Annotated in this window: 25 protein-coding genes; 12 read left to right on the forward strand and 13 right to left on the reverse strand. The window is 63.3% G+C overall.

Translation table 11 applies throughout. The features are described 5' to 3' along the window. The first annotated feature begins 152 nt into the window (after positions 1 to 152). The 8 genes from pbpC to AC0L2D_RS02760 all read left to right on the forward strand — a co-directional run bounded on the left by pbpC (position 153) and on the right by AC0L2D_RS02760 (position 9310). Positions 153 to 2234 carry a penicillin-binding protein 1C gene (gene pbpC / locus AC0L2D_RS02725; protein WP_473540302.1) on the forward strand — a complete coding sequence of 694 codons (2082 nt, stop codon included), beginning with the start codon at positions 153 to 155 and terminating at the stop codon, positions 2232 to 2234. Positions 2235 to 2440: 206 nt separating this feature from the next. Beyond that, on the forward strand, positions 2441 to 3196 hold the full coding sequence (locus AC0L2D_RS02730; protein ID WP_473540303.1) for a M15 family metallopeptidase: 756 nt from the start codon (positions 2441 to 2443) through the stop codon (positions 3194 to 3196). Between the two features lie 220 nt (positions 3197 to 3416). Then, positions 3417 to 4442 carry a sulfate ABC transporter substrate-binding protein gene (locus AC0L2D_RS02735; RefSeq protein ID WP_013530876.1) on the forward strand — a complete coding sequence of 342 codons (1026 nt, stop codon included), beginning with the start codon at positions 3417 to 3419 and terminating at the stop codon, positions 4440 to 4442. Between the two features lie 21 nt (positions 4443 to 4463). After that, positions 4464 to 5315, forward strand: a complete 852-nt coding sequence (cysT, locus tag AC0L2D_RS02740; RefSeq protein ID WP_275952697.1) for a sulfate ABC transporter permease subunit CysT — start codon at positions 4464 to 4466, stop codon at positions 5313 to 5315. Continuing rightward, the gene (cysW, locus tag AC0L2D_RS02745) at positions 5308 to 6192 is read left to right on the forward strand and encodes a sulfate ABC transporter permease subunit CysW (RefSeq protein ID WP_013530874.1); all 885 of its coding nucleotides are present in this window, start codon (positions 5308 to 5310) and stop codon (positions 6190 to 6192) included. Before cysT ends, cysW begins: the two co-directional genes overlap by 8 nt. 13 nt (positions 6193 to 6205) lie before the next feature. Continuing rightward, positions 6206 to 7246 carry a sulfate/molybdate ABC transporter ATP-binding protein gene (locus tag AC0L2D_RS02750; RefSeq protein ID WP_013530873.1) on the forward strand — a complete coding sequence of 347 codons (1041 nt, stop codon included), beginning with the start codon at positions 6206 to 6208 and terminating at the stop codon, positions 7244 to 7246. Between the two features lie 371 nt (positions 7247 to 7617). Then, positions 7618 to 8604: a sulfate ABC transporter substrate-binding protein gene (locus AC0L2D_RS02755; RefSeq protein ID WP_473540304.1), complete on the forward strand. Its 987-nt coding sequence runs from the start codon at positions 7618 to 7620 to the stop codon at positions 8602 to 8604. A 256-nt stretch (positions 8605 to 8860) separates the two neighbouring features. After that, positions 8861 to 9310 carry an RrF2 family transcriptional regulator gene (locus AC0L2D_RS02760; RefSeq protein WP_013530871.1) on the forward strand — a complete coding sequence of 150 codons (450 nt, stop codon included), beginning with the start codon at positions 8861 to 8863 and terminating at the stop codon, positions 9308 to 9310. A gap of 114 nt (positions 9311 to 9424) precedes the next feature. Here the strand turns inward: AC0L2D_RS02760 and AC0L2D_RS02765 are convergent, their stop codons facing one another. Next, positions 9425 to 10294 carry an NmrA family NAD(P)-binding protein gene (locus AC0L2D_RS02765; RefSeq protein ID WP_473540305.1) on the reverse strand — a complete coding sequence of 290 codons (870 nt, stop codon included), beginning with the start codon at positions 10292 to 10294 and terminating at the stop codon, positions 9425 to 9427. 42 nt (positions 10295 to 10336) lie between these two features. After that, a complete protein-coding gene (locus AC0L2D_RS02770) occupies positions 10337 to 10759 on the reverse strand; it encodes a DoxX family protein (RefSeq protein WP_027160687.1) in 423 nt (140 codons plus the stop codon). 73 nt (positions 10760 to 10832) lie between these two features. Here AC0L2D_RS02770 and AC0L2D_RS02775 point away from each other — a divergent pair, with 73 nt between their 5' ends. Continuing rightward, on the forward strand, positions 10833 to 11783 hold the full coding sequence (locus AC0L2D_RS02775) for a LysR family transcriptional regulator (protein ID WP_473540306.1): 951 nt from the start codon (positions 10833 to 10835) through the stop codon (positions 11781 to 11783). Between the two features lie 164 nt (positions 11784 to 11947). Next, a complete protein-coding gene (locus AC0L2D_RS02780; RefSeq protein ID WP_473540307.1) occupies positions 11948 to 13099 on the forward strand; it encodes a hypothetical protein in 1152 nt (383 codons plus the stop codon). On the opposite strand, the gene AC0L2D_RS02785 is transcribed toward AC0L2D_RS02780, so the two are convergent. The 8 genes from AC0L2D_RS02785 to AC0L2D_RS02820 all read right to left on the reverse strand — a co-directional run bounded on the left by AC0L2D_RS02785 (position 13094) and on the right by AC0L2D_RS02820 (position 21365). Continuing rightward, positions 13094 to 13639 (reverse strand): gluconokinase, encoded by a 546-nt coding sequence (locus AC0L2D_RS02785; RefSeq protein ID WP_473540308.1) that lies wholly within the window; start codon positions 13637 to 13639, stop codon positions 13094 to 13096. The two genes, AC0L2D_RS02780 and AC0L2D_RS02785, sit on opposite strands and share 6 nt — an antisense overlap. Before the next feature lie 2 nt (positions 13640 to 13641). Then, complete coding sequence (locus AC0L2D_RS02790) at positions 13642 to 14628, reverse strand: ABC transporter permease (RefSeq protein WP_013530866.1); 987 nt, start codon at positions 14626 to 14628, stop codon at positions 13642 to 13644. After that, the gene (locus AC0L2D_RS02795) at positions 14625 to 15605 is read right to left on the reverse strand and encodes an ABC transporter permease (RefSeq protein WP_013530865.1); all 981 of its coding nucleotides are present in this window, start codon (positions 15603 to 15605) and stop codon (positions 14625 to 14627) included. The genes AC0L2D_RS02790 and AC0L2D_RS02795 overlap by 4 nt, the downstream gene beginning before the upstream one ends. Then, entirely contained in the window at positions 15602 to 17149 is a 1548-nt protein-coding gene (locus AC0L2D_RS02800; RefSeq protein ID WP_063172531.1) for a sugar ABC transporter ATP-binding protein, read from the reverse strand. Before AC0L2D_RS02800 ends, AC0L2D_RS02795 begins: the two co-directional genes overlap by 4 nt. Positions 17150 to 17228: 79 nt before the next feature. Continuing rightward, positions 17229 to 18356, reverse strand: a complete 1128-nt coding sequence (locus tag AC0L2D_RS02805) for a sugar ABC transporter substrate-binding protein (RefSeq protein ID WP_473540309.1) — start codon at positions 18354 to 18356, stop codon at positions 17229 to 17231. 301 nt (positions 18357 to 18657) lie between these two features. Continuing rightward, positions 18658 to 19686 (reverse strand): HTH-type transcriptional regulator GntR, encoded by a 1029-nt coding sequence (gene gntR, locus AC0L2D_RS02810; protein ID WP_064993865.1) that lies wholly within the window; start codon positions 19684 to 19686, stop codon positions 18658 to 18660. A gap of 98 nt (positions 19687 to 19784) precedes the next feature. After that, positions 19785 to 20114: a hypothetical protein gene (locus AC0L2D_RS02815; protein WP_032898595.1), complete on the reverse strand. Its 330-nt coding sequence runs from the start codon at positions 20112 to 20114 to the stop codon at positions 19785 to 19787. Between the two features lie 21 nt (positions 20115 to 20135). Further along, positions 20136 to 21365 carry an MFS transporter gene (locus AC0L2D_RS02820; protein ID WP_064993866.1) on the reverse strand — a complete coding sequence of 410 codons (1230 nt, stop codon included), beginning with the start codon at positions 21363 to 21365 and terminating at the stop codon, positions 20136 to 20138. A 169-nt stretch (positions 21366 to 21534) separates the two neighbouring features. Here AC0L2D_RS02820 and AC0L2D_RS02825 point away from each other — a divergent pair, with 169 nt between their 5' ends. Further along, entirely contained in the window at positions 21535 to 21825 is a 291-nt protein-coding gene (locus AC0L2D_RS02825) for a DUF3175 domain-containing protein (RefSeq protein ID WP_024501537.1), read from the forward strand. Positions 21826 to 21839: 14 nt separating this feature from the next. Here the strand turns inward: AC0L2D_RS02825 and AC0L2D_RS02830 are convergent, their stop codons facing one another. Both AC0L2D_RS02830 and AC0L2D_RS02835 read right to left on the reverse strand, forming a co-directional pair. Continuing rightward, positions 21840 to 22616, reverse strand: coding sequence for a FadR/GntR family transcriptional regulator (locus AC0L2D_RS02830; RefSeq protein WP_024501538.1), 777 nt, complete (start codon positions 22614 to 22616; stop codon positions 21840 to 21842). A 306-nt stretch (positions 22617 to 22922) separates the two neighbouring features. Further along, positions 22923 to 23819: an NAD-dependent epimerase/dehydratase family protein gene (locus tag AC0L2D_RS02835; RefSeq protein WP_013530858.1), complete on the reverse strand. Its 897-nt coding sequence runs from the start codon at positions 23817 to 23819 to the stop codon at positions 22923 to 22925. 119 nt (positions 23820 to 23938) lie between these two features. On the opposite strand from AC0L2D_RS02835, the gene AC0L2D_RS02840 reads away from it, so the two are divergent. Beyond that, positions 23939 to 24877 (forward strand): NAD(P)-dependent oxidoreductase, encoded by a 939-nt coding sequence (locus tag AC0L2D_RS02840; RefSeq protein ID WP_013530857.1) that lies wholly within the window; start codon positions 23939 to 23941, stop codon positions 24875 to 24877. A gap of 24 nt (positions 24878 to 24901) precedes the next feature. Here AC0L2D_RS02840 and AC0L2D_RS02845 read toward each other — a convergent pair whose 3' ends face one another. Then, positions 24902 to 25684, reverse strand: a complete 783-nt coding sequence (locus tag AC0L2D_RS02845) for a FadR/GntR family transcriptional regulator (protein ID WP_024501539.1) — start codon at positions 25682 to 25684, stop codon at positions 24902 to 24904. Between the last annotated feature and the right edge of the window lie 164 nt (positions 25685 to 25848).

Genomic DNA, 25848 nt, shown 5'->3' on the forward strand with positions numbered 1-25848 from the left:
CGCCCCACCGCCCCCCCCCCCCCCCCCCCCCCTCCGCGCGGCCCCCCCCCCCCCGGGGGGCGCGGCGACGGCCAGCGCTGGCGCCAGTCTCTTCTCCCCACCGGGGAGAAGGTGGCCGCGAAGCGGCCGGATGAGGGGGCATCTTTACTGCCATGAGGATGCTTCGCAAATTCGCTGTTGGAGCGGCAGGGTGCGCCGGCATCCTCGCCCTTTCCGCCGCGTCCCTCTGGGAACTCGACCGCGCCTTCCCGCCCCCGCTTCCAGCCGAACTCACGGTCTCCACCGAAGTCCAGGACCGCGATGGCCAGTTGTTGCGCGCCTTCGCCACGCCGGACGGCTACTGGCGGCTCGAAACCCGGCTCGACCAGGTCGACAAGCAATTCGTCGACATGCTGGTCACCTATGAAGACAAACGTTTCTGGGATCATGAGGGCGTCGACGTGCTGGCGCTGGCGCGCGCCGCCGGCCAGTTCGCCACCAGCGGCCACATCGTTTCCGGCGGCTCGACGCTTTCGATGCAGCTTGCCCGGCTGATCGAGCCGCGCGAAAGCCGCAGCCTCGGCTCCAAGATCAAGCAGATGCTGCGCGCCATCCAGATCGAACGGCGGCTGTCGAAACGCGAAATCCTCGAACGCTACCTCACGCTGGCGCCCTATGGCGGCAATCTGGAAGGCGTGCGCGCCGCCTCGCTGGCCTATTTCGGCAAGGAGCCGAAGCGGCTTACCGTTTCCGAATCGGCGCTGCTCGTCGCCCTGCCGCAGCTGCCGGAAAAACGCCGCCCCGACCGCAATTTGAAGATCGCCCACGCCGCCCGCGACCGGGTGCTGACCCGCATGGTCTCCTCCGGACTGCTCGGCGAGCGCGAGGCCGCGCGTGCCGCCCTCGACGATGTGTCGGGCCTGCGCCGTACCCTGCCGGCCCTCGCTGCGCATGCAGCCTATGCGATGCTGCCCAAGGCCGTCCCCGGCCAGCCCTTGCAACTGACGATCCGCAAGAGCGTCCAGGAAGGGTTGGAACAGGTGGCGAGGGACGCCGCCACCAAGCTCGGCCCTCGCCTGTCGGTCGCCATGGTGCTGGCCGACTCCCGCACCGGCGACATTCTCGGCGAAGTCGGCTCGGCCAATTTCTTCGACGCCAGCCGCTCCGGCTGGATCGACATGACAAAGATCGTCCGCTCGCCCGGCTCGACGCTGAAGCCGTTCATCTACGGTCTTGCCTTCGAACAGGGCCTGGTGGCGCAGGAGACGCTGATCGATGACAGCCCTGTCGATTTCTCCGGCTACCGGCCGAAGAATTTCGACATGGGCTACCAGGGCGATGTCAGCATCCGGCAAGCGCTGCAACTGTCGCTCAACGTGCCGGCGATCCGCGTGCTCGACGCGGTCGGGCCAACGCGGCTGATGGCGCGCTTCCGCCAGGCCGGCGTCAGCCCCATACTGCCGGTCAACGAGGCGCCGGGCCTGGCCATCGGCCTTGGCGGCGTAGGCGTCACGCTGCGCGACCTCGTCCAGCTCTACACAGGGCTCGCCAATGGCGGCAAGACGCACACGCTGCATGACGGCACCGAGCCGGCCAATGCCGAGCGCACCAGCGCCACCATCCTCGACGGTCTGGCCAACTGGCAGATCATCGACATACTGTCGGGCGTCAAGCCGCCCGAGGGTGCCCTGCAGCGCGGCATTGCCTACAAGACCGGCACGTCCTACGGCTACCGCGACGCGTGGTCGGTCGGCTTCGACGGCCGCTATGTGCTCGGTGTCTGGGTCGGCCGTCCCGACGCCGGCGCGGTGCCCGGACTGTCCGGTTATGTCTCGGCCGCTCCCATCCTGTTCGAGGGTTTTGTCCGCTCGGGCCTGGCCACCGTCCCCTTGCCGGGCAAGCCGCCCGGACTGTTCAACCCCAGGCGCGAGGACCTGCCGGTGACGCTCGCCCGCTTCGGCGCCGGGGCGGACGGCCTGGTGCAGGCGACGGTGACCGAACCCGCACCGACCATCATCTTCCCGCCCGACGGCGCCCGCGTCGATCTCGGCACCAATTCGGTCGACGCCTCGCCGCTGGTGCTGAAGCTGCAAGGCGGCCGTGCGCCATTCCGCTGGCTGGCCAACGGCAAGCCGCTGGTGGGCATCGACCGTCGCCGCACCGCGACCTGGCAGCCCGACGGCGCCGGCTATTCGACGCTGACCGTCATCGACGCCGCGGGACGTGCGGCGAGCGTGAAGGTGTTTGTCGAATAGACGGCTGCAAGCGATTCGTGGAATTGGCTTTCCACAGGCTCAGCGGATAGCAGGATACTTCACCCATGCCTGTTCCGAGGCACCCCCCTCTGGCCTGCCGGCGATCTCCCCCGCAAGGAGGGCGATCGGATGTCCTTGCCGCTTTCGCCAGTTATCAATGGTGGAGCAGGACGCCAAAGCTGCCAATCTCCCCCCTTGCGGGGGAGATGCCTGGCAAGGCAGAGGGGGGTGCCTCGCGCGATCCTTTCCTGTCGGCAGCCTCAGCACTGGCAGCAACAATCCTTGTCCCGGTAATCACCCTCCCTGCTCTCGCTGACCCACTCCCCGCCGGCTTTGTCCGGCTCGCCGATGTCGACCCCTCGATCCGCCAGGACATCCGCTACGCCGGATCGGATAATTTTCTGCACCGCAAGGTGAACGGCTATGACGCCCCGGTCTGCATCCTCACAGAGGATGCGGCGAAGGCACTCTCCGCCGTCCAGAAAGCGATCGCGGCCAAACGCCTGACCCTGGTGGTGTTCGATTGCTACCGCCCTGCCCGCGCCGTCGCCGACATGGGCGAATGGACAAAACAGGGCGGGCCGCCCGATCCGCAATGGTATCCGAAGGTCAGGCGCAGCGACCTGATCGCCAAGGGCTATGTCGGAGAGTTGTCGACTCATTCACGTGGCTCGACCGTCGACGTCGCCGTCGCCCGGATGGACCGCAGGTCCAGCCCGAACCCGGCCTGCGGCACCGGGGATGCCGACACGCTCGATTTCGGTACCGGTTTCGACTGCTTTGATTCAATGAGCGAAACCGCATACCGCGGCCCTGCCAGTGAAGCGGCAAATCGCAAGATGCTTGTCGAAGCCATGCGCGCGGGCGGCTTCAAGAACTATGCAAGGGAATGGTGGCACTTCACGCTGAAAAGCGAACCGTTCGCCGAACAGCGTTTCGACTTTCCCATCACCGCCGATTGAGGCACCGGATCAAATTCCACACCTTGCCTCGGCACTACCCATTGCTAGATAGGCTGAGTGGCAGGGCCATGGATTCTTCCTTTGGCCGCAAGAGGAAAATATTTCTCCAAAGGACGAAATGGCGCCGAACATTTTCTCAAGAGGGGCAAAAAAGGCAACATTGAATGCATCTAATTTCTACCAATTCGGTAGATTTGGCGCGGGTTCAACGGAGGCAGAAATGACCAAACCTCATTTCAGGAAACTGCTCGGCGCACTGGTCGCCACATCTGTCCAGTTCGGCACGCTCGGTTTCGCGTTTGCCGATACCACCATTCTCAACGTCTCCTACGATCCGACACGCGAGCTCTACAAGGCCTATGACGAAGCTTTCGTCGCCCATTGGAAGGCCGAGACCGGAGAGACGGTCACCGTCCAGCAGTCGCATGGCGGATCGGGCGCCCAGGCCCGCGCCGTGATCGACGGCCTCGACGCCGATGTGGTGACGCTGGCACTCGAAGGCGACATCAATGCCATCGTCTCGAAGTCGAAGAAGATCAATCCGGACTGGCGCACCAAATTCGAAAACAATTCGGCGCCCTACACCTCGACCATCATCTTCCTCGTGCGCAAGGGCAATCCCAAGGGCATTCACGACTGGAGCGACCTCGTCAAGGACGGTGTCCAGGTGATCACGCCCAATCCCAAGACGTCCGGCGGCGCGCGCTGGAACTATCTCGCCGCATGGGCCTACGCCAACGCCAATGACGGCGGCGACGAGACCAAGACCAAGGAGTTCGTCGGCAAGCTCTACGCCAATGCCCCGGTGCTCGACACCGGCGCGCGCGGCTCGACCGTGACCTTCGCGCAAAAGGGTCTCGGCGATGTGCTTATCGCCTGGGAAAACGAGGCCTATCTGGCGCTCGACGAGTTCGGCGCCGACAATTTCGACATCGTCTACCCGCCGACCTCCATCCTGGCAGAACCGCCGGTGGCGGTGGTCGACGCCAATGTCGATGCCAAGGGCACGCGCAAGATCGCCGAAGCCTATCTGAGCTGGCTCTATTCCAAGGAAGCGCAGACGATCATCGCCAAGAACCATTATCGTCCTGCCAAGCCCGATCTGGTGCCGGCCGAGGACCTCGCCAAGCTGCCGCCGATCAAACTTGTAACCATCGACGATCCACAGTTTGGTGGCTGGAAAAAAGCACAGCCTTATCATTTCGGCGATGGTGGTATATTCGACCAGATCTACAAGCCCCAGTAAGCAGTCGATATTCAGGACGACATGACCACAGCACCCGCCCAAGCGGGGTGGCGATTCAGGCAGCCGAGCGTCATTCCGGGTTTCGGATTGACGCTCGGCTTCTCGCTTGCCTACCTCACCCTCATCATCCTCATCCCGCTATCCGGGCTGCTCTGGCGCTCGGCCGCCCTTGGCTGGCCTGAATTCTGGGCGATCGCCACCGATCGCCGCACCGTCAATGCGCTGAGAATCAGCTTCGGCACTGCCTTCGTCGCGGCTGCTGTCAACGTCGTCTTCGGCACGCTGGTCGCATGGGTGCTGGTGCGTTACCGCTTCCCCGGCCGCCGCATCGTCGATGCCATGGTCGATCTGCCCTTCGCCTTGCCGACGGCTGTGGCCGGCATCGCGCTGACCACGCTCTACGCGCCGAACGGCTGGATCGGCAAATTGCTGATGCCGCTCGGCATCAAGGTCGCCTATACCCCACTGGGTATCGTCATCGCGCTGATCTTCATCGGCCTGCCCTTCGTCGTGCGCACCGTGCAGCCGATCATGGAGGAGATCGACAAGGAAGTGGAGGAAGCCGCGGCCACCCTTGGCGCCAATCGTTTCCAGATCATCACCCGCATCCTGTTTCCGGGCCTGGCGCCGGCCATCGTCACCGGCTTCGCGCTCGCCTTCGCGCGCGGCGTCGGCGAATACGGCTCGGTCATCTTCATCGCCGGCAACTTGCCCTACAAATCAGAGATCGCGCCGCTGCTGATCGTCATCCGGCTGGAGGAATACAATTACCCGGCGGCAACCGCGATTGCGGCGATCATGCTCGCCCTGTCATTCATCATGCTTTTGGTCGTCAATCTCGCACAGTCGTGGAGCCGCAAGCGCTATGGCTGATCCGGAGATCAAATCCTACGAACCGCACCATGAAAGCCAATCGGCGGCGGTCACGGAAAGCCGCCCGGCGCGCCTGGCCCTGATGGCCGTCGCCTTTGCCTTCCTCGGCATTTTCCTGCTCTTGCCGCTGATCATCGTCTTCAACGAAGCCTTCGCCAAGGGCATCGGTGCCTACACCGAAGCGCTCGGCAATCCCGACACACGCTCGGCGATCCGGCTGACGCTGCTGGTCGCCGCGATCTCGGTACCGCTCAACATTGTGTTCGGCATCTCCGCCGCCTGGGCGATCGCCAAGTTCGAGTTCAAGGGCAAGGCCTTCCTGACCACGCTGATCGACCTTCCCTTCTCGGTCTCCCCGGTCATATCGGGCCTCGTCTATGTGCTTCTGTTCGGCGCCCAGGGGCTGCTCGGCACCTGGCTGAAAGCGCATGGCATCGTCATCCTGTTTGCCGTGCCGGGCATCGTGCTGGCCACAATCTTCGTCACCTTCCCCTTCGTCGCCCGCGAGTTGATCCCGCTGATGCAGGAGCAAGGCAATGGCGACGAGGAGGCAGCACTTTCGCTTGGCGCCAATGGCTGGCAGACCTTCTGGTACGTGACCTTGCCCAACGTCAAATGGGGGCTGCTCTACGGCGTGCTCCTGTGCAATGCGCGTGCCATGGGCGAGTTCGGCGCGGTCTCGGTGGTGTCGGGCCATATACGCGGCCTGACCAACACCATGCCGCTGCATGTCGAAATCCTCTATAACGAGTACAACGCCGTCGGCGCCTTCGCCGTCGCTTCATTGCTTGCGGGCCTGGCGCTCGTCACGCTGGTCTTGAAAACACTACTCGAGATGCGCTACGGCGCCGAGATCGCCGCGACGCGCGGACACTGACAGAGGGATTTGCATGGAAGTTCGCGTTGCCAACGTGCGCAAGGAGTTTGACCGGTTTCCGGCCCTCCACGACGTGTCGCTCGATATCAAGTCGGGCGAACTGATCGCGTTGCTGGGGCCGTCCGGCTCCGGCAAGACGACGCTGCTCAGGCTGATCGCCGGACTGGAGCGGCCGACGCGCGGAAATATCTTCTTCGGCGACGAGGACGCCTCGCACAAGTCGATCCAGGATCGCAATGTCGGCTTTGTCTTCCAGCACTATGCGCTGTTCCGGCACATGACGGTGGCCGACAATATCGGCTTCGGCCTGAAGGTCCGGCACGGGCCGTCGCGCCCGCCGGCGCAGGAGATCCGCCGCCGCGCCTCCGAGCTTCTGGACCTTGTCCAGCTGTCGGGGCTGGAAAAGCGCTATCCGGCGCAGCTTTCCGGCGGCCAGCGGCAGCGCGTGGCGCTGGCGCGGGCTATGGCCATCGAACCCAAGGTGCTGCTGCTCGACGAACCGTTCGGCGCGCTTGACGCGCAGGTGCGCCGGGAATTGCGCCGCTGGCTGCGCGAAATCCATGACGCCACCGGCCACACCACCGTCTTCGTCACCCACGACCAGGAAGAGGCGCTGGAGCTTGCCGACCGCGTCGTGGTGATGAGCCAGGGTCGCATCGAGCAGGTCGGCACCGCCGACGACATCTACGACACGCCGAACTCGCCCTTCGTCTACGGCTTCATCGGTGAATCGAGCTCGCTTCCCGTCAAAGTCGAGAATGGCGAGATCTGGCTCGCCGACCGTCCGATCGGGCTTGCCGCGCCCAACGAGCCCTCGGGCGATGCGACGCTCTACTTCCGCCCGCACGATGTCGAATTGCTGGACGGCTGCAGCGGCTGCATCGCCGGCACGGTCGCCGCCAGCCGCCGCGTCGCCGGCACGCGCCGGGTCGAGCTCGAGATCGGTGGTGAGCGTCAGCGGGTCGAAATCGAATTGCCGGTCGATCATCCCGCGGCGCAAAAAAGCCGGGTGGCGTTCCGCCCCGGCCGCTGGAAGCTTTTTCCGGCGGCTTGATTCTCGGCTCAAGCGCTACGCCAACCGGTTTTCGGCCTTCAGATTCCTGATCCGGGTGAACTCTCCCGTGTTGGGCTGCGGTTGTTGCGAAACAGCTTCGCCTCCTTGGGCGGCGTTGTTGAATGACGGTTCTGGGGCATGGCGGCAGCTCTTTGTATATGCCTTTTGTATATGCCATGCAGCACCGCAAACAAGGCGCAGAAAAACTCCGACGAAGGTAGCCATCTCCTGGAACAGAATTCCAACAGGTGCCAACTTAGGGGATATATTTTCCCACGACGAGGCCGCGAACCGACAGCGCATGCCTCGTCGCGCATGATACGTCACGGCTATGGTCCGACCATCAACGCATTGCATCGGAGCCTGTTTTCATGAAACGATTTTTCCTCGGGCTTGCCACCGTCGCCGGCCTGTTCCTTGCATCCTCCCAAGCCTGGTCGGCCGACAAACTGCTCAACGCATCCTATGATGTCGGCCGCGAACTGTTCGTGCAGGTCAACAAGGCTTTCATCGCCCAGCATCCGGGCGTCACCGTCGACCAGTCGCATGCCGGCACTTCGGCGCAGGCACGCGCCATCGCCGAGGGTCTTGGCGCCGACGTTGTTACCTTCAACCAGGTCATCGACATCGACTTCCTGGTCAAGAAGGGCCTCGTCTCGGCCGACTGGCAGAAGGATTTCCCTGACAATGCCTCGCCCTTCTATTCTCTGCCTTCGTTCCTTGTCCGCGCGGGCAACCCCAAGCACATCAAGGACTGGAACGATCTCGTGCGCGACGACGTGCAGGTGATCTTCCCAAACCCGAAAACATCCGGCAATGCGCGCTACACCTATCTGGCGGCCACCGCCTACGCCAAGGAAGCCTTCAAGGGCGACGACGCCAAGGTGAAGGAGTTCATCACCAAGCTGTTCAACAACGTGCCGATCTTCGACACCGGCGGCCGCGCCGCGACCACCACCTTCGTGCAGCGCGAGATCGGTGATGTGCTGATCACCTTCGAGTCGGAGACGCGCGGCATCCGCAAGGAGTATGGCGACGACAAGTTCGAGCAGGTTACGCCTTCGGTCAGCCTGCTGGCCGAATTCCCGGTCGCCATCGTCGACAAGGTTGCCGACGATCACGGCACGCGCGATCTGGCCAAGACCTATCTCGACTTCCTCTACACACCGGAGGGCCAGGACATCGCCGCCCGCAACGGCCTCAGAGCCCGCGACGCCGCTGTGGCGGCGAAATACAAGGCCGCTTTCCCCGATGTCCGGCTGCTGACGGTGGAAGACGTTTTCGGCGGCTGGGACAAGGTGCAGAAAGAGCATTTCGCCGCCGGCGGCCTGCTCGACCAGACCTACGGCAGCCGCTGAGGCAGCGATACCTGCACAGCAGACGAAAAAGCCGGCGCGCTGCCGGCTTTTTTCGTTTTTGAACGCCGATAACCTGGTTATCAGCGGAATATCCGCGTTCTCAGTGCAAAACGTTACAAAGAATCAACGCGTTTGTGCCTAACGTGCAATTTGGTGGCTGTTTCGCGAAACATCATCGCGCGGCGAAGACGTCATTATTTGCACACAAACAGTCGCCAGATGCGAGTGGTTGGGGCTTTTATGGGTTGATCTGGGCATGCTGACAAAAAAAGGCAAATACGGCCTCAAGGCCCTCGTGCATCTGTCTGGCCTGCCGGCCGGCCAATTGGCCTTCGTCAATGACATCGCTGTGGCCAACAACATCCCGAAGAAATTCCTCGATGCCATTCTGGGCGAGTTGCGCAATGCCGGCTTCGTCCAGAGCCGCAAAGGCAAGGAAGGCGGCTACCGCCTTGCCCGGCCGGCCTCCGAAATCAAGATCGGCCATGTCGTGCGCGTGCTTGACGGGCCGCTGGCGCCAATCCCTTGCGCCAGCCGCACGCAGTATCAACGCTGCGAGGATTGCGACGAGGCGACCTGCCAGGTCCGCCACATGATGCTGGAGGTGCGGCAGGCAATCGCCGAAGTGCTGGATAATCGCAGCCTCGCCGCCATGCGCGATGCCGACAATGACGATTTTCCGGTCGAGCTGACGTCGCAGATCTAAACCACCGACTTCAAGCCGATCGCGTTCAGATAGAGATTCCTGCATTGAAGGAGAGGTTCTCCGAATCTCGGGTTGCGAAGCTCGAAATCACGGAGAACCTCATGCAGTTTTGGCCTATCCGTTCACATTAGACGCAGCCTCGAATACAGCGCGTGCGGACGTGGTACCCGCTACGTGCTCCGTACCCACCACACCGAGGTCCATCCATCCCGCATTCACGGCCTCGAACATTTCTTCGGCAGGTCCGGAGTGACCCTTCGGGATGCCGAATTGCTCGAACGCTTCCGCCCACCCCGCACGCGGAATTGCAAAGGCTTTCACGGCGAGATTCAGGACTTCACCCAACTGCTCGGCGACTTCATCCGCGGTGACCATCGAACCGATCTCGACGATGCGTTGCCCTGACCACGTCGACCCGGTCAAAAGGGTTGCGACCTGCGCGCCGATGTCGTTCGTCGCAACCATGGTCGATTTCCGGTTTGTCGGATTGTAGTAGACCGGTAGCATTCCGCCCTGCGCGACCTGCAAGCCGTAGAGGAAATTTTCGAAGAATCCCCCCGCGCGCACAAATGCGGTTGGCGATGTCAGGCCGCGAAACCCTTGCTCCAGAAGCGACAAGGCCGCGATCACCCCGTGCCCGCTTGTTCGGTTCGCACCCATCGACGAAAGCGCAACCACTCGCGGCGGCGCTGCCTTGGTCAGAGCCTCGACATAGCTAGCAATCACGCTCCTCGCTTCTTTGTAATCGGGCGACGGCGCCCAGACAGGGGGCAACATGACGAACGCGCCTTCGACGCCTTTGAGGGCTCGCTCGATGGCTGCCGAATCATTCCAGTCGCCGTCTACCAGTTCCACGCCCTGGTTCGCCCAATTGGCCGCCTTGTCGCGATTGCGGACGAGTGCGCGTACCTCCTTGCCGTGCGCCAGCAGATGCTCTGCCGTTGCGCCGCCAACTTTTCCCGTGATTCCCATTACTAGGAACATGTGTTTCTCCTGATGTCGCGGGACAGAGCTGCCCCTGTTGGTTCAATGGATGAGCGGCAGAATGGCCCGGATACGGGGATCGCGGAGATAGAGGCCGCCCCAGGTCATCGCGCCCAGAAGCAGGGAGATGATTTCCGGCGGCGACCCCAACTCACCGATGCGAAGATGGGCGCAGATGGCACCTCCCAAAAAGCCCGTCACCAGGATCGCGCCGAGGACGGCGGTGACCGGGATGGCGTAGAGGATGGCGCAGGCGAGGATGATCGGACCCACGACACGGGTCAGGTCCATCGCAAACCCGGTTTCCTGCAACATGCTGGCGATCTGTGCCGGCGCGAAAAGCTGAACAGTGCCATCTGCCGTCAGGGCGATGACGACAAACGCGCTCATGATCCGGCCGGCCCACAGGGCGCGATGCAAGGTCATAATTTCCGGTGTCTGATGCAGGTTCACAGTTTCGGACACTTGTCATTCTCCGATGGGGAGATCCCATATTCGAAGCTTACTGTGCCTCTCAAATGTGATAAATGCCGAGAAAATGAACCAACTGTTCTCTTTTTGGGGAACAATCCGAGGCGCGAAAATGCAGAATCTCGAACCCATCCTCATTTTCACAACGGTCGCGGAAATGGGGAGCTTCACCCGCGCGGCCGATAGCCTGGGCATCCAAAAGGGGAGAGCCTCAACGGCGGTCCGCAAGCTGGAAGAAGATGTGGGTGTCAGGCTTCTGCACCGGACGACGCGCAGCGTGCGGTTGACGGAGGACGGACGCGCATTTCATGCCCGCGCCCGCGATCTGCTTGCTGAAGTCGATGATCTGCACTCGATGTTCGCAGGCGACCGCGTGGCACTTCGCGGCCGTTTGCGGGTCGACCTTCCGACCGAAGTGGCGCGCACAACGATCGTACCGGCTTTGCCGGATTTCATGGCGGCTCACCCCGAGTTGGAGCTGGAGGTGTCGAGTACGGATCGGCAAGTCGATCTGGTTCAAGAGGGGTTCGATTGTGTATTGCGGCTTGGACCCATTCGCGACGAGACCCTGATTGCCCGCCCGTTGGGCCTGTTGCGCATGGCCAACGCAGCCAGTCCCGCCTGTCTGGCGCGCCATGGCGTGCCTCGATCGCTGGAAGATCTCCAGCGTCAGGAACATAGGGCAATTCATTTTTCGACGCTGCTGGGCGCGCGACCCTATGGATGGGAATATCCGGACGGCGACAGCTACGCGACGCTTCAGTTGCCAGGTGCGCTACACGTCAACAGCGCACAGACCTACGAAGCAGCGGCCCTCGCCGGCCTTGGCCTGATCCAGGCGCCACTCTTGGGCATTGGCCGATACTTGGAGAGTGGAGCGCTTGTCGAGATCCTACCCGATTTTCGTCGCCGGCCGCTCGCCGTGTCCCTCGTCGTCGCACATCGGAGCAATCTATCGCGCCGGGTCCGCGCGTTCATGAAATGGATCGAAGATGTGCTGACGCCATATATGGAATAGCGATACGACTATCTTCGTCCGGCCCTCGAAATCAACACTTCGTAAGCGGCGCGCTTGTCTCAAGTCTAGGGCAAGCGAAATCTGCAGAAGTCTTGAGCGCGGACATGACCTTGCACGGCCCAAGCCGACGCAGTAAAGCGGGGTTCGAAGAACGGGCTGGACCGATGAGGCTGTGGTGGTTAGAAAAATCCCGCAAGGCCGCCCGCAAGCTGCCATCGGCAGCCAGTTTCCGCACTGAAATCATCGCAGACGTCTTCGTCCCGGAACGGGCGGAGGATGTACGCTTCTTCAGCCGCAAGCTGGTTCGCCCTGGCCGGCTTCGCCGCTTTTCCAACAAGGATCTTCGCGAAGGCCTGCTGTCTATCTTCTATCTCGTGGTGGCGGCGGCACTGCCGGTGCGATGGTGGGCGCCGATCTGCGGCCGCGTATCGAGGTTTCGCCTCAAGCGCCATATGCGCAAGGAATTCCCGGCCTACGCTGCCGCCACGCTCGCGGTGCTGGGCGATGGTATCGATGCACGCAAGCTGTTCGAGGGATTGCTGGCAGCGCGCCACCGCCGCCGCTTGCAGCTCGCCGCTCATCTGGTGGCCGGCCGCTGGTCGCCGACGATCCGGCTGGAGGGGCTGGCGGGGCTGCGGTCGGCCTTGCAGCGCGGCCACGGCGCCATCCTCTGGTGCGATCAGTTCACCGCCCAGACCATCATCGGCAAGCGCGCGCTGTACGAGGCCGGTATCGAAGCGCATCAGGTGAGCGTCAACACCCACGGTATTTCCGAATCGGCGTTCGGCTTGCGTTTCCTCAATCCGCCGCTGATCGATGTCGAAAACCGGTTCCTGAAAAGCCGGGTCGTCTTTGGCCGCGACGACACCTATCAGGCCACCATCCGCATCCAGAAGATCCTGAAGCAGAATGGCGTGGTGACGATGACCAACACCGTCCACGCCGGCACGACCTTCACCGAGGCAGCCATGGGCGAAAGCGGCTGGACGCATCTCGCCTCGGCGCCGGCGAATTTTGCCGCCAGGGGCAGGACAGCCCTGTTTGCCATGTCGACCTTCGAAGTGGTTCCCTTCATCGAATACCGGGCCGTGCTCAGCCCCGAGCTGACGCCGGAGGCATCTGTCAGCCCGGCAACGGACATGGCCAGGGATGGCGCCAAGAACATGACTGTGCAGGCGCACTACATCCTGCTCAAGCGCGACCGCCTGCTGGAAGCGCTGAAGCTCTACCCCGAGCAGATGCTGACGTGGTCCCGCCGGCAGCGGCTGACCGAGGTCTCGGACAGCATCGGCATCGGAATGGATGAAGGCTCATGACCGGCGTATCAGGCGGACCGCGGCGGCGACGAGGTCACCGACCGGGCGTGTGGCATTGAGTTTCGAGGCGCGCTCATCCGCAGCCGGCGGCTCGAGGATGGCGAACTGGCTGTCGACCAGGCTCGCCGGCATGAAGTGGCCCTTGCGGCTGCCGACGCGCTGCCTGGCCGTACCAGGGTCGATCTCCAGATAGAGGAAGACGATTTCCGGGCAGAAGCCGCTCAGCCGGTCGCGGTAGCTGCGCTTCAGCGCCGAGCAGGCGGCGACCACGCCTTTGCCCTGCCCCACCGACGCGGCGATGCGCTCGCCGATCGCGTTGAGCCAGCCTTCGCGCAGCTGATCGGTAAGCGGCTCGCCGCTTGCCATGCGTGCGACGTTTTCCGGCGGATGCAGCCTGTCGCCCTCGATAAAGGTAACGCCCAGAGCGGCGGCAAGCCCAATGCCCACCGCCGACTTGCCGCAGCCGGCGACGCCCATAACCACGATGGCCGGCACCGAGCCAGGGGCGCTCGTCGGCGCCTGTGCTGCCGCTTCGTCCACTGTCAGCGGCTTGCCGGCGCGCGGCCGTAGAGCAGCAGCATGGCGACGATGACGACACCGTAGATGATCTGCCGCCCCGCCTCCGGCATTTGCATGACCGACAAGATGGATTGCAGCAACGTGATGAGGATGACACCGGCGACAGTGCCGAGATAGGAGCCGCGCCCGCCCAGGATCGAGGTGCCGCCAAGCACCACCGCGGCGATCGACGGCAGCAGATAAGCGTCGCCCATCGACTGCGCCGCCTTGGAGGCATAGCCGGCCAGAAGCACGCCGCCGAAAGCCGAGAGCCCGCCGGAGACGGCGAAGGCGATCATCACCACGCGCCTTGTGTCGATGCCGGAGAGATAGGCCGCGCGCTCGCGGTTGCCGATGCCGTAGACGGTGCGGCCGAAGCCGGTCCGCGTCAGCACGAACACCATCGCGGCCCCGATCAGCGCCCAGATGATGACGGCGTTGGGCACGCCCGGAATGGCGAAGCCGGTCGCCAGGTAGCGCATCGCGCCCGTCGCCGAATCCTGCGGCGAGAAGCCGCCGGTGTAGACCACCATCAGCCCCTGCGCGACAGCGTTGGTGGCCAATGTGATGATCATCGAGGGGATGCGCAGATAGGCGACGCCGATGCCGTTGACGACGCCGATCAGCATGCCGCAGATGATGCCGAACGGGATGGCCAACGCCACGCCGACCGGGCCGTACGCCGCCGCGGCGCAGGCCATCATGGCGCCCGCCGCCACCGCCCACGGCACCGACAGGTCGATCTGGCCGAGCAGGATGACCAGCATCATGCCTGTCGCGATGACGCCGAGGAATGAAGCCACCTTGAGCTGCTGCAGGAGATATTCAGGCGACAGGAAGCTTCTGGAATAGAGGCTGCCGAAGAACAGCAAAAGCACGATGCAGGCAAAGGCCGTCAGCACCGCCGGATCGGCGCGCCGGATGAATCTTGGCATGCGACCGGCAATGCCGCCAAGCGTCGTTTCGCTCACAGGAACCACTCCAGCCGGTTGCGGACCCGAAACAGGGCGAAGGCGCCGAGGCTGACGGCGACCAGCAGGATAACGCCCTGGAACAGCGGCTGCCAGAGCGGATCGAAATCGAAGACGAACAACAGGTCGCCGATCGTGCGGAAAGCCAGGGCGCCGAAGATGGCGCCGATGGCGCTGCCCTTGCCGCCGAACAGCGAAACCCCGCCGAGCACCACGGCGGCGATCGAAAACAGCGTGTAGGAGTTGCCGCTGGCATAGGCCGCCTCACCCGTATAGGTGAAGAAGGTCAGGAACAGTCCGCCGATCGCCGCCAGCAGGCCGGCCAGCGTGTAGGCGGCGAACTTGCCGCGCCGGATCGGCACACCCGACATGTAGGCCGCCGTCTCCGATGAGCCTGCCGCGTAGGCGGCGCGGCCAAGCACCGAGCGGCTGAACGGCACCCAGATCACCAGCACGATGGCCAGCAGCACGACGAGACTTGCCGGCACCACGCCGAACACACGGCCGGTCAGCGCATCGGCCAGGTCCTCATTGACCGAGCCGCCCGGAAATGGCCGCAGCAACAGGCCGATGCCGTAATAGACGGCGCCTGTGGCAATGGTGGCGACAATCGGCTGCAGCCGGCCATAGATGACGATGGCGCCGTTGATGGCGCCGCACAGCAGCCCCACCGCCAGCACGGCGATGACGCCGAGCGTCGTCTGCATCGGCGTTCCCACCACCAGCCACGAAGCCAGGCAGTTGGTGAGGAGAAAAATCATGCCGACGGACAGGTCGATGCCGGCGGTGATCACCACCAGCGTCTGCGCCATGGCGACGAAGGCGAGCAGCACGCCCTTGTTGGCCGCCGTCTGCACCACATTGGCGGTGAAGCCGGCCGGATGGTTCGAGGTGTAGATGACGAACATGACGATGAAGATGCCGAACGCCAGCAGCGTTCCGCGCTGCTCGGCCAGCCAGTAGCGCCAATCCTTCATGCGCCCACTCCCAGGCCCACCGGGCTCTCCTCGCCATGGATGTTGAGCGCACTTGATATCAGCGCCCGCTCGGTGATCTCGGCGCCGACCAGCTCGCGCTTGACCGCTCCGTCGTAGAGCACAAGCACACGGTCGCAGCAGCCGATCAGCTCGTCATAGTCGGTCGAGTAGAACAGGATCGCAGCACCCGCGTCGGCCAGTTTGCGCATCAGCTGGTACAGCTCCTGCTTGGTGCCGACGTCGATGCCGCGCGTCGGATCGTTGAGCAGGATGATGCGCGGCTGGCGCATCAGCCATTTGGCGATGACCACCTTCTGCTGGTTGCCGCCCGAAAGCGCGCCGACCGGAATGTCGAGGCCCGCCGTCTTGATCGCCAAAAGGCCGACCATGTCGTCGATCAGCCGCTGCTCGGCGGCACGGTCGATGATGCCGGCTTTCGACAGCCGGTCGAGGGCGGCGAAGGACAGGTTCTCGCGCACCGTCATCGGCAGCATCAGCCCTTCGGTCTTGCGGTCCTCGGGAATGAGCGCCATGCCGATGCCGTCGTCGCGCGCAACGGATGGACTGGTGATCGACACAGGCTTGCCGTCGATCAGGATCTGGCCGCTGAGGCCGCGCAGCACGCCGAAGAAGGCGAGCAGCAATTCGCGCTGGCCCTGGCCGTCGAGGCCGCCAAGGCCGACCACCTCACCTGCCCTGACGGTCAGCGAGATGTCGTGCAGCCGGTCGGCCCATGAGAGCTTGCGGGCCTCGAGCCTGGGGGCCGCGGCGGCAGGCACGGCCGTCGGCTTGGGCGGAAAGATATGGCTGTATTCGCGGCCGATCATCAGTTCGACCACCTCATTGTCACTCTTCGAGCCGGCTGGATAGCTGGCGACATTGCGGCCGTTGCGGAACACCGTGCACTGGTCCGCCAGTTCGGCGATCTCGTTCATGCGGTGCGAGATGTAAAGCAGCGCCAGCCCTTCCGAGCGCAGCCGCTTCAGCACCGCGAAGATCTTCGAGACATCCGCGGCAGTCAGCGCGGAGGTCGCCTCGTCGAGGATGAGGATGCGCGGCTTGCGTGCCAATGCCTTGGCGATCTCGACCATCTGCCGGCGCGACAATGGCAGGTCCTTGACCAGCGCCAGCGGGTGGATGTCGGCGGCGCCGGCACGAGCAAGTGCTTCTTCGGCGATGCGGCGCTGCGCCTTGCGGTCGATCATGCCGAAGCGTTTGGGCGGATCGGAAATGACGATGTTGTCGGCAACGCTTAGCTCGGGGACCAGCGACAGTTCCTGGAAGATGCAGACGATGCCGGCCTTGTTGGCGGCACCCGGAGAGGCGAAGGTCGCCTCGCGCCCGTCCAGCGTCATGCGGCCCTCATCGGGCGCCACGACACCTGCCATGACCTTGATCAGCGTCGACTTGCCGGCGCCGTTTTCGCCGAGAATGGCGTGGATGCTGCCGGCTTCGACAACAAGCTCGGCCTTCTCCAGCGCGCGTACACCGCCATAGCGCTTGGATATGCCTTCCATACGAAAGAGCGGAGCCGCACCGTCCATCGGCCCTCCCAGGGCGATTGTGGAATTGAGACAAACGCCGCGGCTCAAGCCGCGGCGCCAGGTGACAGCCAGCGATGATTTACTGGTTTTCCTTGGTCTGACCCATGATTTCCTGGGCGCTGAAATTAATGCCGCAGGTCGGGAAGGAATTGCCGACGAAGAAATTGTCGGATTCCTTGGGGAAGTAATCCGTGCCTTCCTTCATGTTCGGGTCTTCGGCGATCGCCAGCGGCAGCTTCACCTCTTGTGGCACGACTTCGCCTTCGAGTGCGGCGATCGCTGTCTTGATGGCGACAGCGACCTGAGCCGGGCCCGAGCCCGCGGACGAGCACTTCAGCCCGTCGGCTGAATGCGCGGCGCAGAACTTGCGGAAGCCGTTCTCGGTCTCGCCGCCAAACGGCACGAACGGATGCTTGGCGTCGATCATCGCCTGCACGATGCCGGTGTCGCCGCCCTGCCCGGTGATGCCGTCGAACGGACCGTTGGTGGCGATCGCATCCGCAGTCACCTTCTGCGCCACGCCGTCATCCCATTTGCCGGCGACTTCGGTCACGTCCCACTTCTTGCCGGACGCATCGAAGACCTCGTGGATGCCGTTGTGACGATCGGTGTCGACGGAGGTGCCGGCGACGCCGCGTACTTCCAGGATCTTGCCGCCGTTCGGTATCTTGCCGACCAGCCACTTGGCCCACAATTCGCCAAGACCCTTCTGATCGACATTGACGTTGATGGCGTCCTTGGTGTCGAGAATGTTGTCGAAGGCGACCAGCACGATGCCCGCTTCCTTGGCACGCTTGATGACCGGACCGAAGGCCGTCGGGTTCTGGGCGTCGGTGACGATGGCGTCATAGCCGGAATCGATGAAATTATTGATCGCCGAGATCTGTGCCGGCACGTCCTCGCCCGTCGAGACGACCTTGAATTCCTTGATCTTGGCTTTGACTTCAGGTTGCGCGGCGTAGGCCTTGGCCGTCTGCACCATCTGGATGCGCCAGGTGTTGGCGATATAGCCATTGGCGAAGGCGATGCGGAACGGCCCGTCCTTCTTGGGATATTTGAAGAATTTGGTCTCTGCGCTCCACGGCGCGAAACAGTCCGCCTGAGCGGCGGGACCCGACACGATTTCGGGTCCGGCGGCCATGGCGGCCGAATTGAGCATGACGAATGCAGTGGCGGCAACGACGCCACCAACAAGTGACTTGATCATCGATAATCCTCCCGATTGCAGTTCTGATTGTTCGTTTCGCAATGCGAATTTTCGCGCGATGGACCGGCACCTCCCGCCTCGCCATGCGCTTCCTCGGCCGCCCGTGATGGCCGACCCGGTACCTCCCTTGTCGCCGCCAGCGGGGCGAAAACTATCATATTATCCATAATAAACAAGTATTAGTTGTCGCTTATGTATAATAAACAGGTGCGACCTGTCGTTCATGCACCTGCCTGTAGGAGATGGTAGCGCTACCAAATTGGCGTGTAAACCGGCATTCGCACAGTCGCTTCTGTGCGTTTCAACGCGCCGTGCTCTCGCGGCGCTTGAGCTCGAAACCGAGGTCTACGATCCGTTGCTCCGGTCTTTTGCCGGCGATCGCAGCAAGCGCCATGGCGACGGCACGCCGGCCGATCTCATAACGATGGGTGCGGATGCTGGTGACCGAAGGAAACGCCACCTGCATCATGTCGAGATCGTTGAAACCGACGATGCCGATCGTCTTCGGCACCGCGATCGAGGCGCGATGGCATTCGAACAAGACGCCGAGCGCGATGTCGTCATTGTTGCAGAACACCCCGTCGAGTGTCGGCACCTTGGCCAGCGCGTCGCGGAACATCTCGCGGCCGAGCGACACGCTGGACAGCACCGGCGTGGTGGTGACGAGGCGCGGGTCGAACAGGCCCGCGGCCTCCATCGCCGCGCGATAGCCGGCAAGGCGCCGCTGCGAACGCGGATCCATGCGCGCGCCGATGAAGCCGATGCGGCGATAGCCGGCCTCGATCAGATGCTCGGTCGCCGCCCTCCCGCCATCGAGATGCGAGAAGCCGACCATCATGTCGACCGGATCGGGACCGGTTTCCATCACCTGCACCACAGGGCAGCCGGCACTTTCCAGCAGCTTTCGCGAAGCCGGCGTCTGATCGATGCCGGCGACGATCAGCGCCGCTGGCCGTTGCGAACCGAACAGCTGCAGCAGCCGCTCTTCCTCGAGGCCGGAATAGTGGGTGTTGCCAAGCTGGATGCGGAACGGGCTGGCCGACAGGCTGTCATAGATGCCGCGCACCACCTCGGCGAAGACGTTGTTGGTAAGCGACGGCACCAGCACGCCGAACACCTCGGCGCGCGCCGAGGCCAGCGCCCGGGCATTCGGGTCCGGCACGTAGCCCAGTTCGTCGACAGCGGCCTGGATCTGGCGGCGCAACTCTTCGGAGACACGCTCCGGCTCGCGCAGGGCGCGCGACACGGTGATGGCGCCGACACCGGCCTTGCGCGCGACATCCGCGATGGTCGGCCGGCCGCCGCCCCGGCGCGTGCGCAGCTTGGTCAAAATCGAGTCCTCGCAAGATACAGATCGGAAGCCATCGCGCCCGCAGCCGTCATATGTTGTCAAAGTGGGATATTTATCCGCGCGCTTCCTTCTCGACGCTAGGTCAATGTCCGCTCCCCAAAGAGAAAAATCAGCAGAGAAAGAAGACCAAACGAGACTAAAAATCCGGCCCATGCTCCAAACAGGAGCTTGCGAAGCGATCGGAATTCGTCAGCAACAAGAAATCTGTTGAAACGGCTATTCCTGCGGCCGGCTCGCTCGCTCCAACCAAGTGATCTTTCCTCAGTAGTGTCTACAAGCGCCCCGGTTCTGCCGAGCACCAGGATAATCGAATAGAAAATTGCGGCGGCGCCTGCGAGGCATCCCGCGGTGCAGGCCCACACCGCTATTGTTAGAAGAATGGGCTTACCGTGAAGATCGAGATGCATTTTGTGCGCCCGGAATAAGGCTTAAGCTGCAACCGTCAATGATCGCCGCGACCGCCACAATAACAGAACGATAGCCAGTATATTCAAGATATTCCAGGCAATGCCGTTCAGGAACGCAGCCGCATAAGAGCCGGTCAAATCGTAGATCCAGCCCGACATCCAGCCGCCGATCGCCATGCCGAAGATGGTCGCCATCATGACGATGCCGATACGCTGGCCGGCCTCGTTGGCCGGCATGTAATCGCGCACGATGATCGCGTAGCAAGGCACGATGCCGCCCTGCGACAAGCCGAACACCAGCGACACCACATAGAGCGAGGCAAGCCCGTCGAACGGGATGTAGAACAGCAGCGACAGGCACTGCAGCACCGAGCCGATCATCAATGTCCACACGGCGCCGATACGGTCGGCGAGGAAGCCGGACGCCAGCCGGCTGACGACGCCGCCCGCCATCATGATCGACAGCATGTCGGCGCCATGTGCGACGCCGTAGCCAAGGTCCATGCAATAGGCGACGATATGCACTTGCGGCATCGACATCGCCACGCAGCAGCCGAGCCCGGCGACGACCAGCAGCACCTGCAAGGCCGCCGGCGACAGCGAGATCGGCTGCACCGACCGGCTTCCGGGCGAACCCGCGACGGCCGCCGCCGGGGCACCGCGCCGCAGCATCAGCACCAGCGGCACCATTGTCACCAGGCAGAAGATGCCGATTGCCGCATAGGTGAAGCGCCAGCCCTCCGCCTTCATCAGCGTCGGCATGATGGTCGGCCACAACGCCCCGGCAAGGTAATTGCCGGCCGCCGCCGCCGTGACCGCAACACCGCGACGGCGGTTGAACCAGTGCGAGATATCGGCGATCAGCGGCCCGAAGATCACCGACGTGCCGATACCGATCAGCACCCCCTGGGCAAGCGTGAATTGCAGGATCGAGGTCGACAGCGCCGCGAGCAGCAGGCCCGCGGAAAGCGCAATCGAAGAGATCAGCGCCGGGATCCAGTAACCCATCCGGTCGATGGCGCGGCCGACCAGCACGTTGCCGGCGGCGAAACCGACCATGGTCGCCGTGTAAGGCATGGACGCCGCGGCGCGGTCGACGCCGAACTCGGCCTGCACGGCGGGCAGCACGACGACGACAGCCCACATGCCCACGGCGCCGATCGTCGCCAGCAGCATCGAGATGGCAAGCCGCATCCAGGCATAGGAGCTGTCGATGCCGGGGCCGGGCTGGAGGCTGTCGGTTCGGGTCAAGGCGTTTCCTGTCGGCGGTCTCGGAGATCGGCTGCCGTTTGCGCCACTATCGGCGCATTCTCAGGCCGCAGCAGCGCCACAGCGGGCAAATCCGTGGCTCCAGAGCCAGGGCGGAACCGATGCCGATGTGCGGAGTTTCCCGGCAACCACCCCGCAAAGGAGTCCTGCGATGACCGCCACCAGGAAAAAATGGTCGGCCGAGGTGACCGAGCACAGCAACGCAATGGATCTTGAGGATCACGTCTTCGAATCCGACGACGCCAGGAAGATCGCCGCCTCGCTGAAACGATCCGCCGAACACAGCCACAGGCGCAAGGCCGAGCCTTTCCAATCCGCCATGTCGATGCTGAATTTTTACATCAACCGAGCTGGCAAGAACTTGCCTGCCGCGCGCAAAAAAGTGCTTGAGGACGCCAAGGACGAACTGCGCAGCGCCTTCGGACGGGACAAGGATGATTAGCGGCCGGTCCAGCCCTACCGGGCGCGGATGACGCCGTCTGTGTTGGCGAGCAGTTTGCGCACAGCATTGCGCGCCGCGTCGGGGCGCTGCAGGCGGATGTTCTTCTCGATCGCCTCGTGCAGCTTCTGCGCGTGGTTGAGATCGTCGATCTCCCGTGTCGTATAGGCAAAGAGATGATCGAAGGCGGATTCGATCAGTACGCCGAGCGGCACCAGCAGGTCGTTGCCCGAAGCCCGCAGGATGGCGAGATGGAAGCGCGTGTCGGCGCGGGTCCGCTCCTGCAGGCTCGTCGCCGCGCCCATCTCACGGCAGGCCAGGCTGATCTCGGCCATCTGCTCGTCGGTTCTTCGCATGGCGGCGAACGCGGTCGCTTCCGGCTCGATGATGTGGCGGAATTCCTGCACGGTCTTGAGGAACACTTCGCGGTCCGGCGACGTCGCGTACCAGGCCAGCACATCGCGATCGAGCAGGTTCCACCGTTCCTTCGGCTCGACCCAGCTGCCGATCTTGGGACGTGAGGCCAAAAGGCTCTTGGCCATCAGCATCTTGATCGCTTCGCGCACCGCCGAGCGGCTGACGCTGAAGGTCTCCGACCATTTCGCTTCATTGGGCAGGATGGTGCCAGGCGGATAATCGCCGCGCACGATCCTGAGGCCAATTTCACTGGCCAGCGAGGCGTGGACGCTGGAGCCGGGAATACGCGCGGCGTCCGCCCGGCGAACGCCGCCCGGACGGTCCCCGGAGGCCGCTTTCCCCAACGATTTTTCCTTGTTCGGCTTCGCGTCCCGCATGGGGTCCAGAAAGTCCGTATTAAGCAGGCTGTCAAGCGCGGCAAGCGGCTTGCATCGCAAAGCTGCCCGCTGTGCACAGATCAGCCCGATCCGCCGCTTGATTGGCATGTCGATATTCAGATCAGGCCGAGCCGAGAATGACGGATTTCAAGAACCGGAGCGCAGCGTACTTTTGGGTACGTGAGCATCGGCCTACGCCGGCCGTAGCCTTGACTGCCACGACCACTCATAAGTGCTTCGGCCGGCGAAGGCGGAAGCGCAGAAAGCCGTCATTCGCAGGCCGGCATCACCTGAGTGTCGACATGCCTAGGCCTGCTTGACGTATTTGCGCCAGCTATGCTCCGGGCGGAAGCCCAGCACGTCACGCGCCTTGCGGTTGGAGAGCAGCGTCTCGTATTCGCCGAGTTCGGCCTTGACCGGCACGCCGGGGTAGAACCGCTTCAAGAGTTCGGCTGTCGGCAGGTCGGACGAGGTGTCGTCATTGGCCGCGTTGAACACCTGATAGCCGAGCCCGTCCTTCTCTATGGCGCGCAGCGTGATCTGGCCAAGGTCGCGCGCGTCGACATAGCTCCAGGCGATGCGCTTGCGGAAACCCGGATCGGCGAACCATTTCGGAAACAGCGAATATTCGTGCGGCTCGATGACGTTGCCGATGCGCAGGGCATAAATGTCGGTGCCGTTGCGCTGCGCGAAGGCCCGCGCCGTCTTCTCGTTGACGACCTTGGACAAGGCATAGCTGTCCATCGGATCGACGTCATACTCCTCGTCGAGCGGGAAATATTTTGGATCGCGCGGCTCGTTGGCGAAGACCAGCCCATAGGTGGTCTCGCTGGAGGCGATGATTACCTTTCGGATACCGAGCTTAACTGCCGCCTCAATGACATTGTAGGTGCCGAGCGCATTGATGCGGAACACCTCGTTGTCGGTGGTGATCATGATGCGCGGGATGGCGGCGAAATGCACCACCGCATCGACCGGCTGCGGACGCAGCGAGGGGTCGAATTCATGCAGGCCCATATAGCTCGACAGTGCGTTGAACACCTGCCCGCTGTCGGTGATGTCGGTGATCAGCGTGCGCACCTTGGGGTTGTCGAGCGGCCTGGTGTCGATGTTGAGCACCTGGCAGCCTTGCTCGACCAGATACTGGACGACATGGCGTCCGGCCTTGCCGCTACCGCCGGTGAACATGATCCGCTTCGTCATTTTGCTCTCCACATCCTCAGGAATTTATGTGTATTGTCAGACAATATCGCCATCCGCAACCACCCTCGCCTGCAAAACGGCAGCGCCTGACATCAATCATTGCAACAGGACTTGAAGACATGAACACGACTGCCGCGAGCGAAAAGATCGGCTTCATCGGGCTTGGCCTGATGGGCCACGGGATCGCCAAGAACATCGTCGACAAGGGCTACAGCCTGACCTTTCTCGGCCGCAAGAACCGCAAGCCGGCGGAAGACCTGCTTGGCCGCGGCGCCACCGAAGCATCGACCTCGCGCGATGTGGCGGCGGCATCGACAATCGTCTTCATCTGCGTCACCGGTTCGCGCGAGGTCGAAGCCATCATTCGCGGCCCGGGCGGCCTCAAGGAGGGTTTGAAGAAAGGTTCCGTCGTCGTCGACTGCTCGACCTCCGACCCCGTCTCGACCATTGCGCTTGCCGCTGAACTCAAGGCGCTCGGCATCGATTTTGTCGACGCACCGCTCAGCCGCACGCCGAAGGAAGCCTGGGAAGGCACACTCGACGCCATGGTCGGCGCGCCGGACGCCCTCTTTGCCAGGGTGAAACCGGTAATCGAAACCTGGGCCGGCCGCATCGTCCATATCGGCGACACCGGCGATGGCCATCGCATGAAGCTGCTCAACAATTTCATCTCGCTCGGCTACGCCGCGATCTATTCCGAGGCACTGGCACTGGCTGAGAAGGTCGGCATCTCGCCGCCGCGCTTCGACAGCGTCATCCGCAATGGCCGTATGGATTGCGGCTTCTACCAGACCTTCATGCGCTGGACGCTGGAAGGTGACCGCGACGCGCACAAATTCACCATCGCCAATGCCTTCAAGGACCTGACCTATCTGGAATCGATGGCGGGTGCGGCCGGCATTGCCAACCCGCTCGGCAACGCCACCAAGAACGCCTTCGCCGGTGCTCATGCAACCGGCCCGGCCGAGCAATTCGTACCGATGCTGGCAACGCATATCGGCAAGGTGAACGGCGTCGACCTGATGCCGATGAAGGATGGCAAGAAGCAGACCATTTAACCGATTGCCCAACGCAGGCGCCGATCACCGCCTCCAGCGCCCGATCCCTTCATCGGTATCCGCAAGCAGCTTGTGCACGGCGTTGCGCGCGGCGGCTGGGCGCTGCAGGCGGATGTTCTTTTCGATTGCCTCATGCAGCTTCTGCGCCTGGCGCTGATCGGCGACCTGCTGTGTCGTGAATGCGAAGAGATGGTCGAGCGCCGACTCGATCAACACGCCGAGCGGCACAAGGAGGTCGTTGCCGGAGGCGCGCAGGATGGCCAGATGAAAGCGCGTATCGGCGCGGATACGCTCCTGCAGGCTCAAGGCCTCGCCCATCTCGCGGCAGGCCTGGCTGATTTCCGCCATTTGCTCGTCACTGCGCCGTATGGCGGCAAAGGCCGATGCTTCCGGCTCGATGATATGACGAAACTCCTGCACGGTTCGCAGGAACGCCTCGCGGTCGGGCGCCGTCGCGTACCAGGCCAGCACGTCGCGGTCGAGCAGGTTCCAGCGCTCCTTCGGCTCGACCCAACTGCCGATCTTGGGGCGTGAAGCCAACAGGCTTTTCGCCATCAGCATCTTGATGGCTTCGCGCACCGCCGAACGGCTGACATTGAAGATCTCGGCCCATCTGGACTCGTTGGGCAGGATGGTGCCGGGCGGATAGTCGCCACGCACGATCCGCAGGCCGATCTCGCCGGCCAGCGAGACATGGACGCTCGCTCCCGCAAAATGCGCGGCACCGGCCTTGCGCATGACAGCCGGGCCGTGGCCGGCTTGTGCCTTGGCCCGGTCGGTTCGCTTGCTTGACTTCTCGTCCGGCATCCACGTTCCAATGCGTCGACCGTCTGTCGTCCGGACTGGTCCGAACCGCACGGGCGCCGATCTCGTTGCCGAAAAATCCAGATCACGGGCGCAGCAAAGCCGGAGCCGGTTGCCCCAATCATTGCGTCCGCTCGGGAATTATCGCTTCCGTCCAGGAATGACGG

It is taken from the genome of Mesorhizobium sp. WSM4833 (assembly GCF_055811095.1).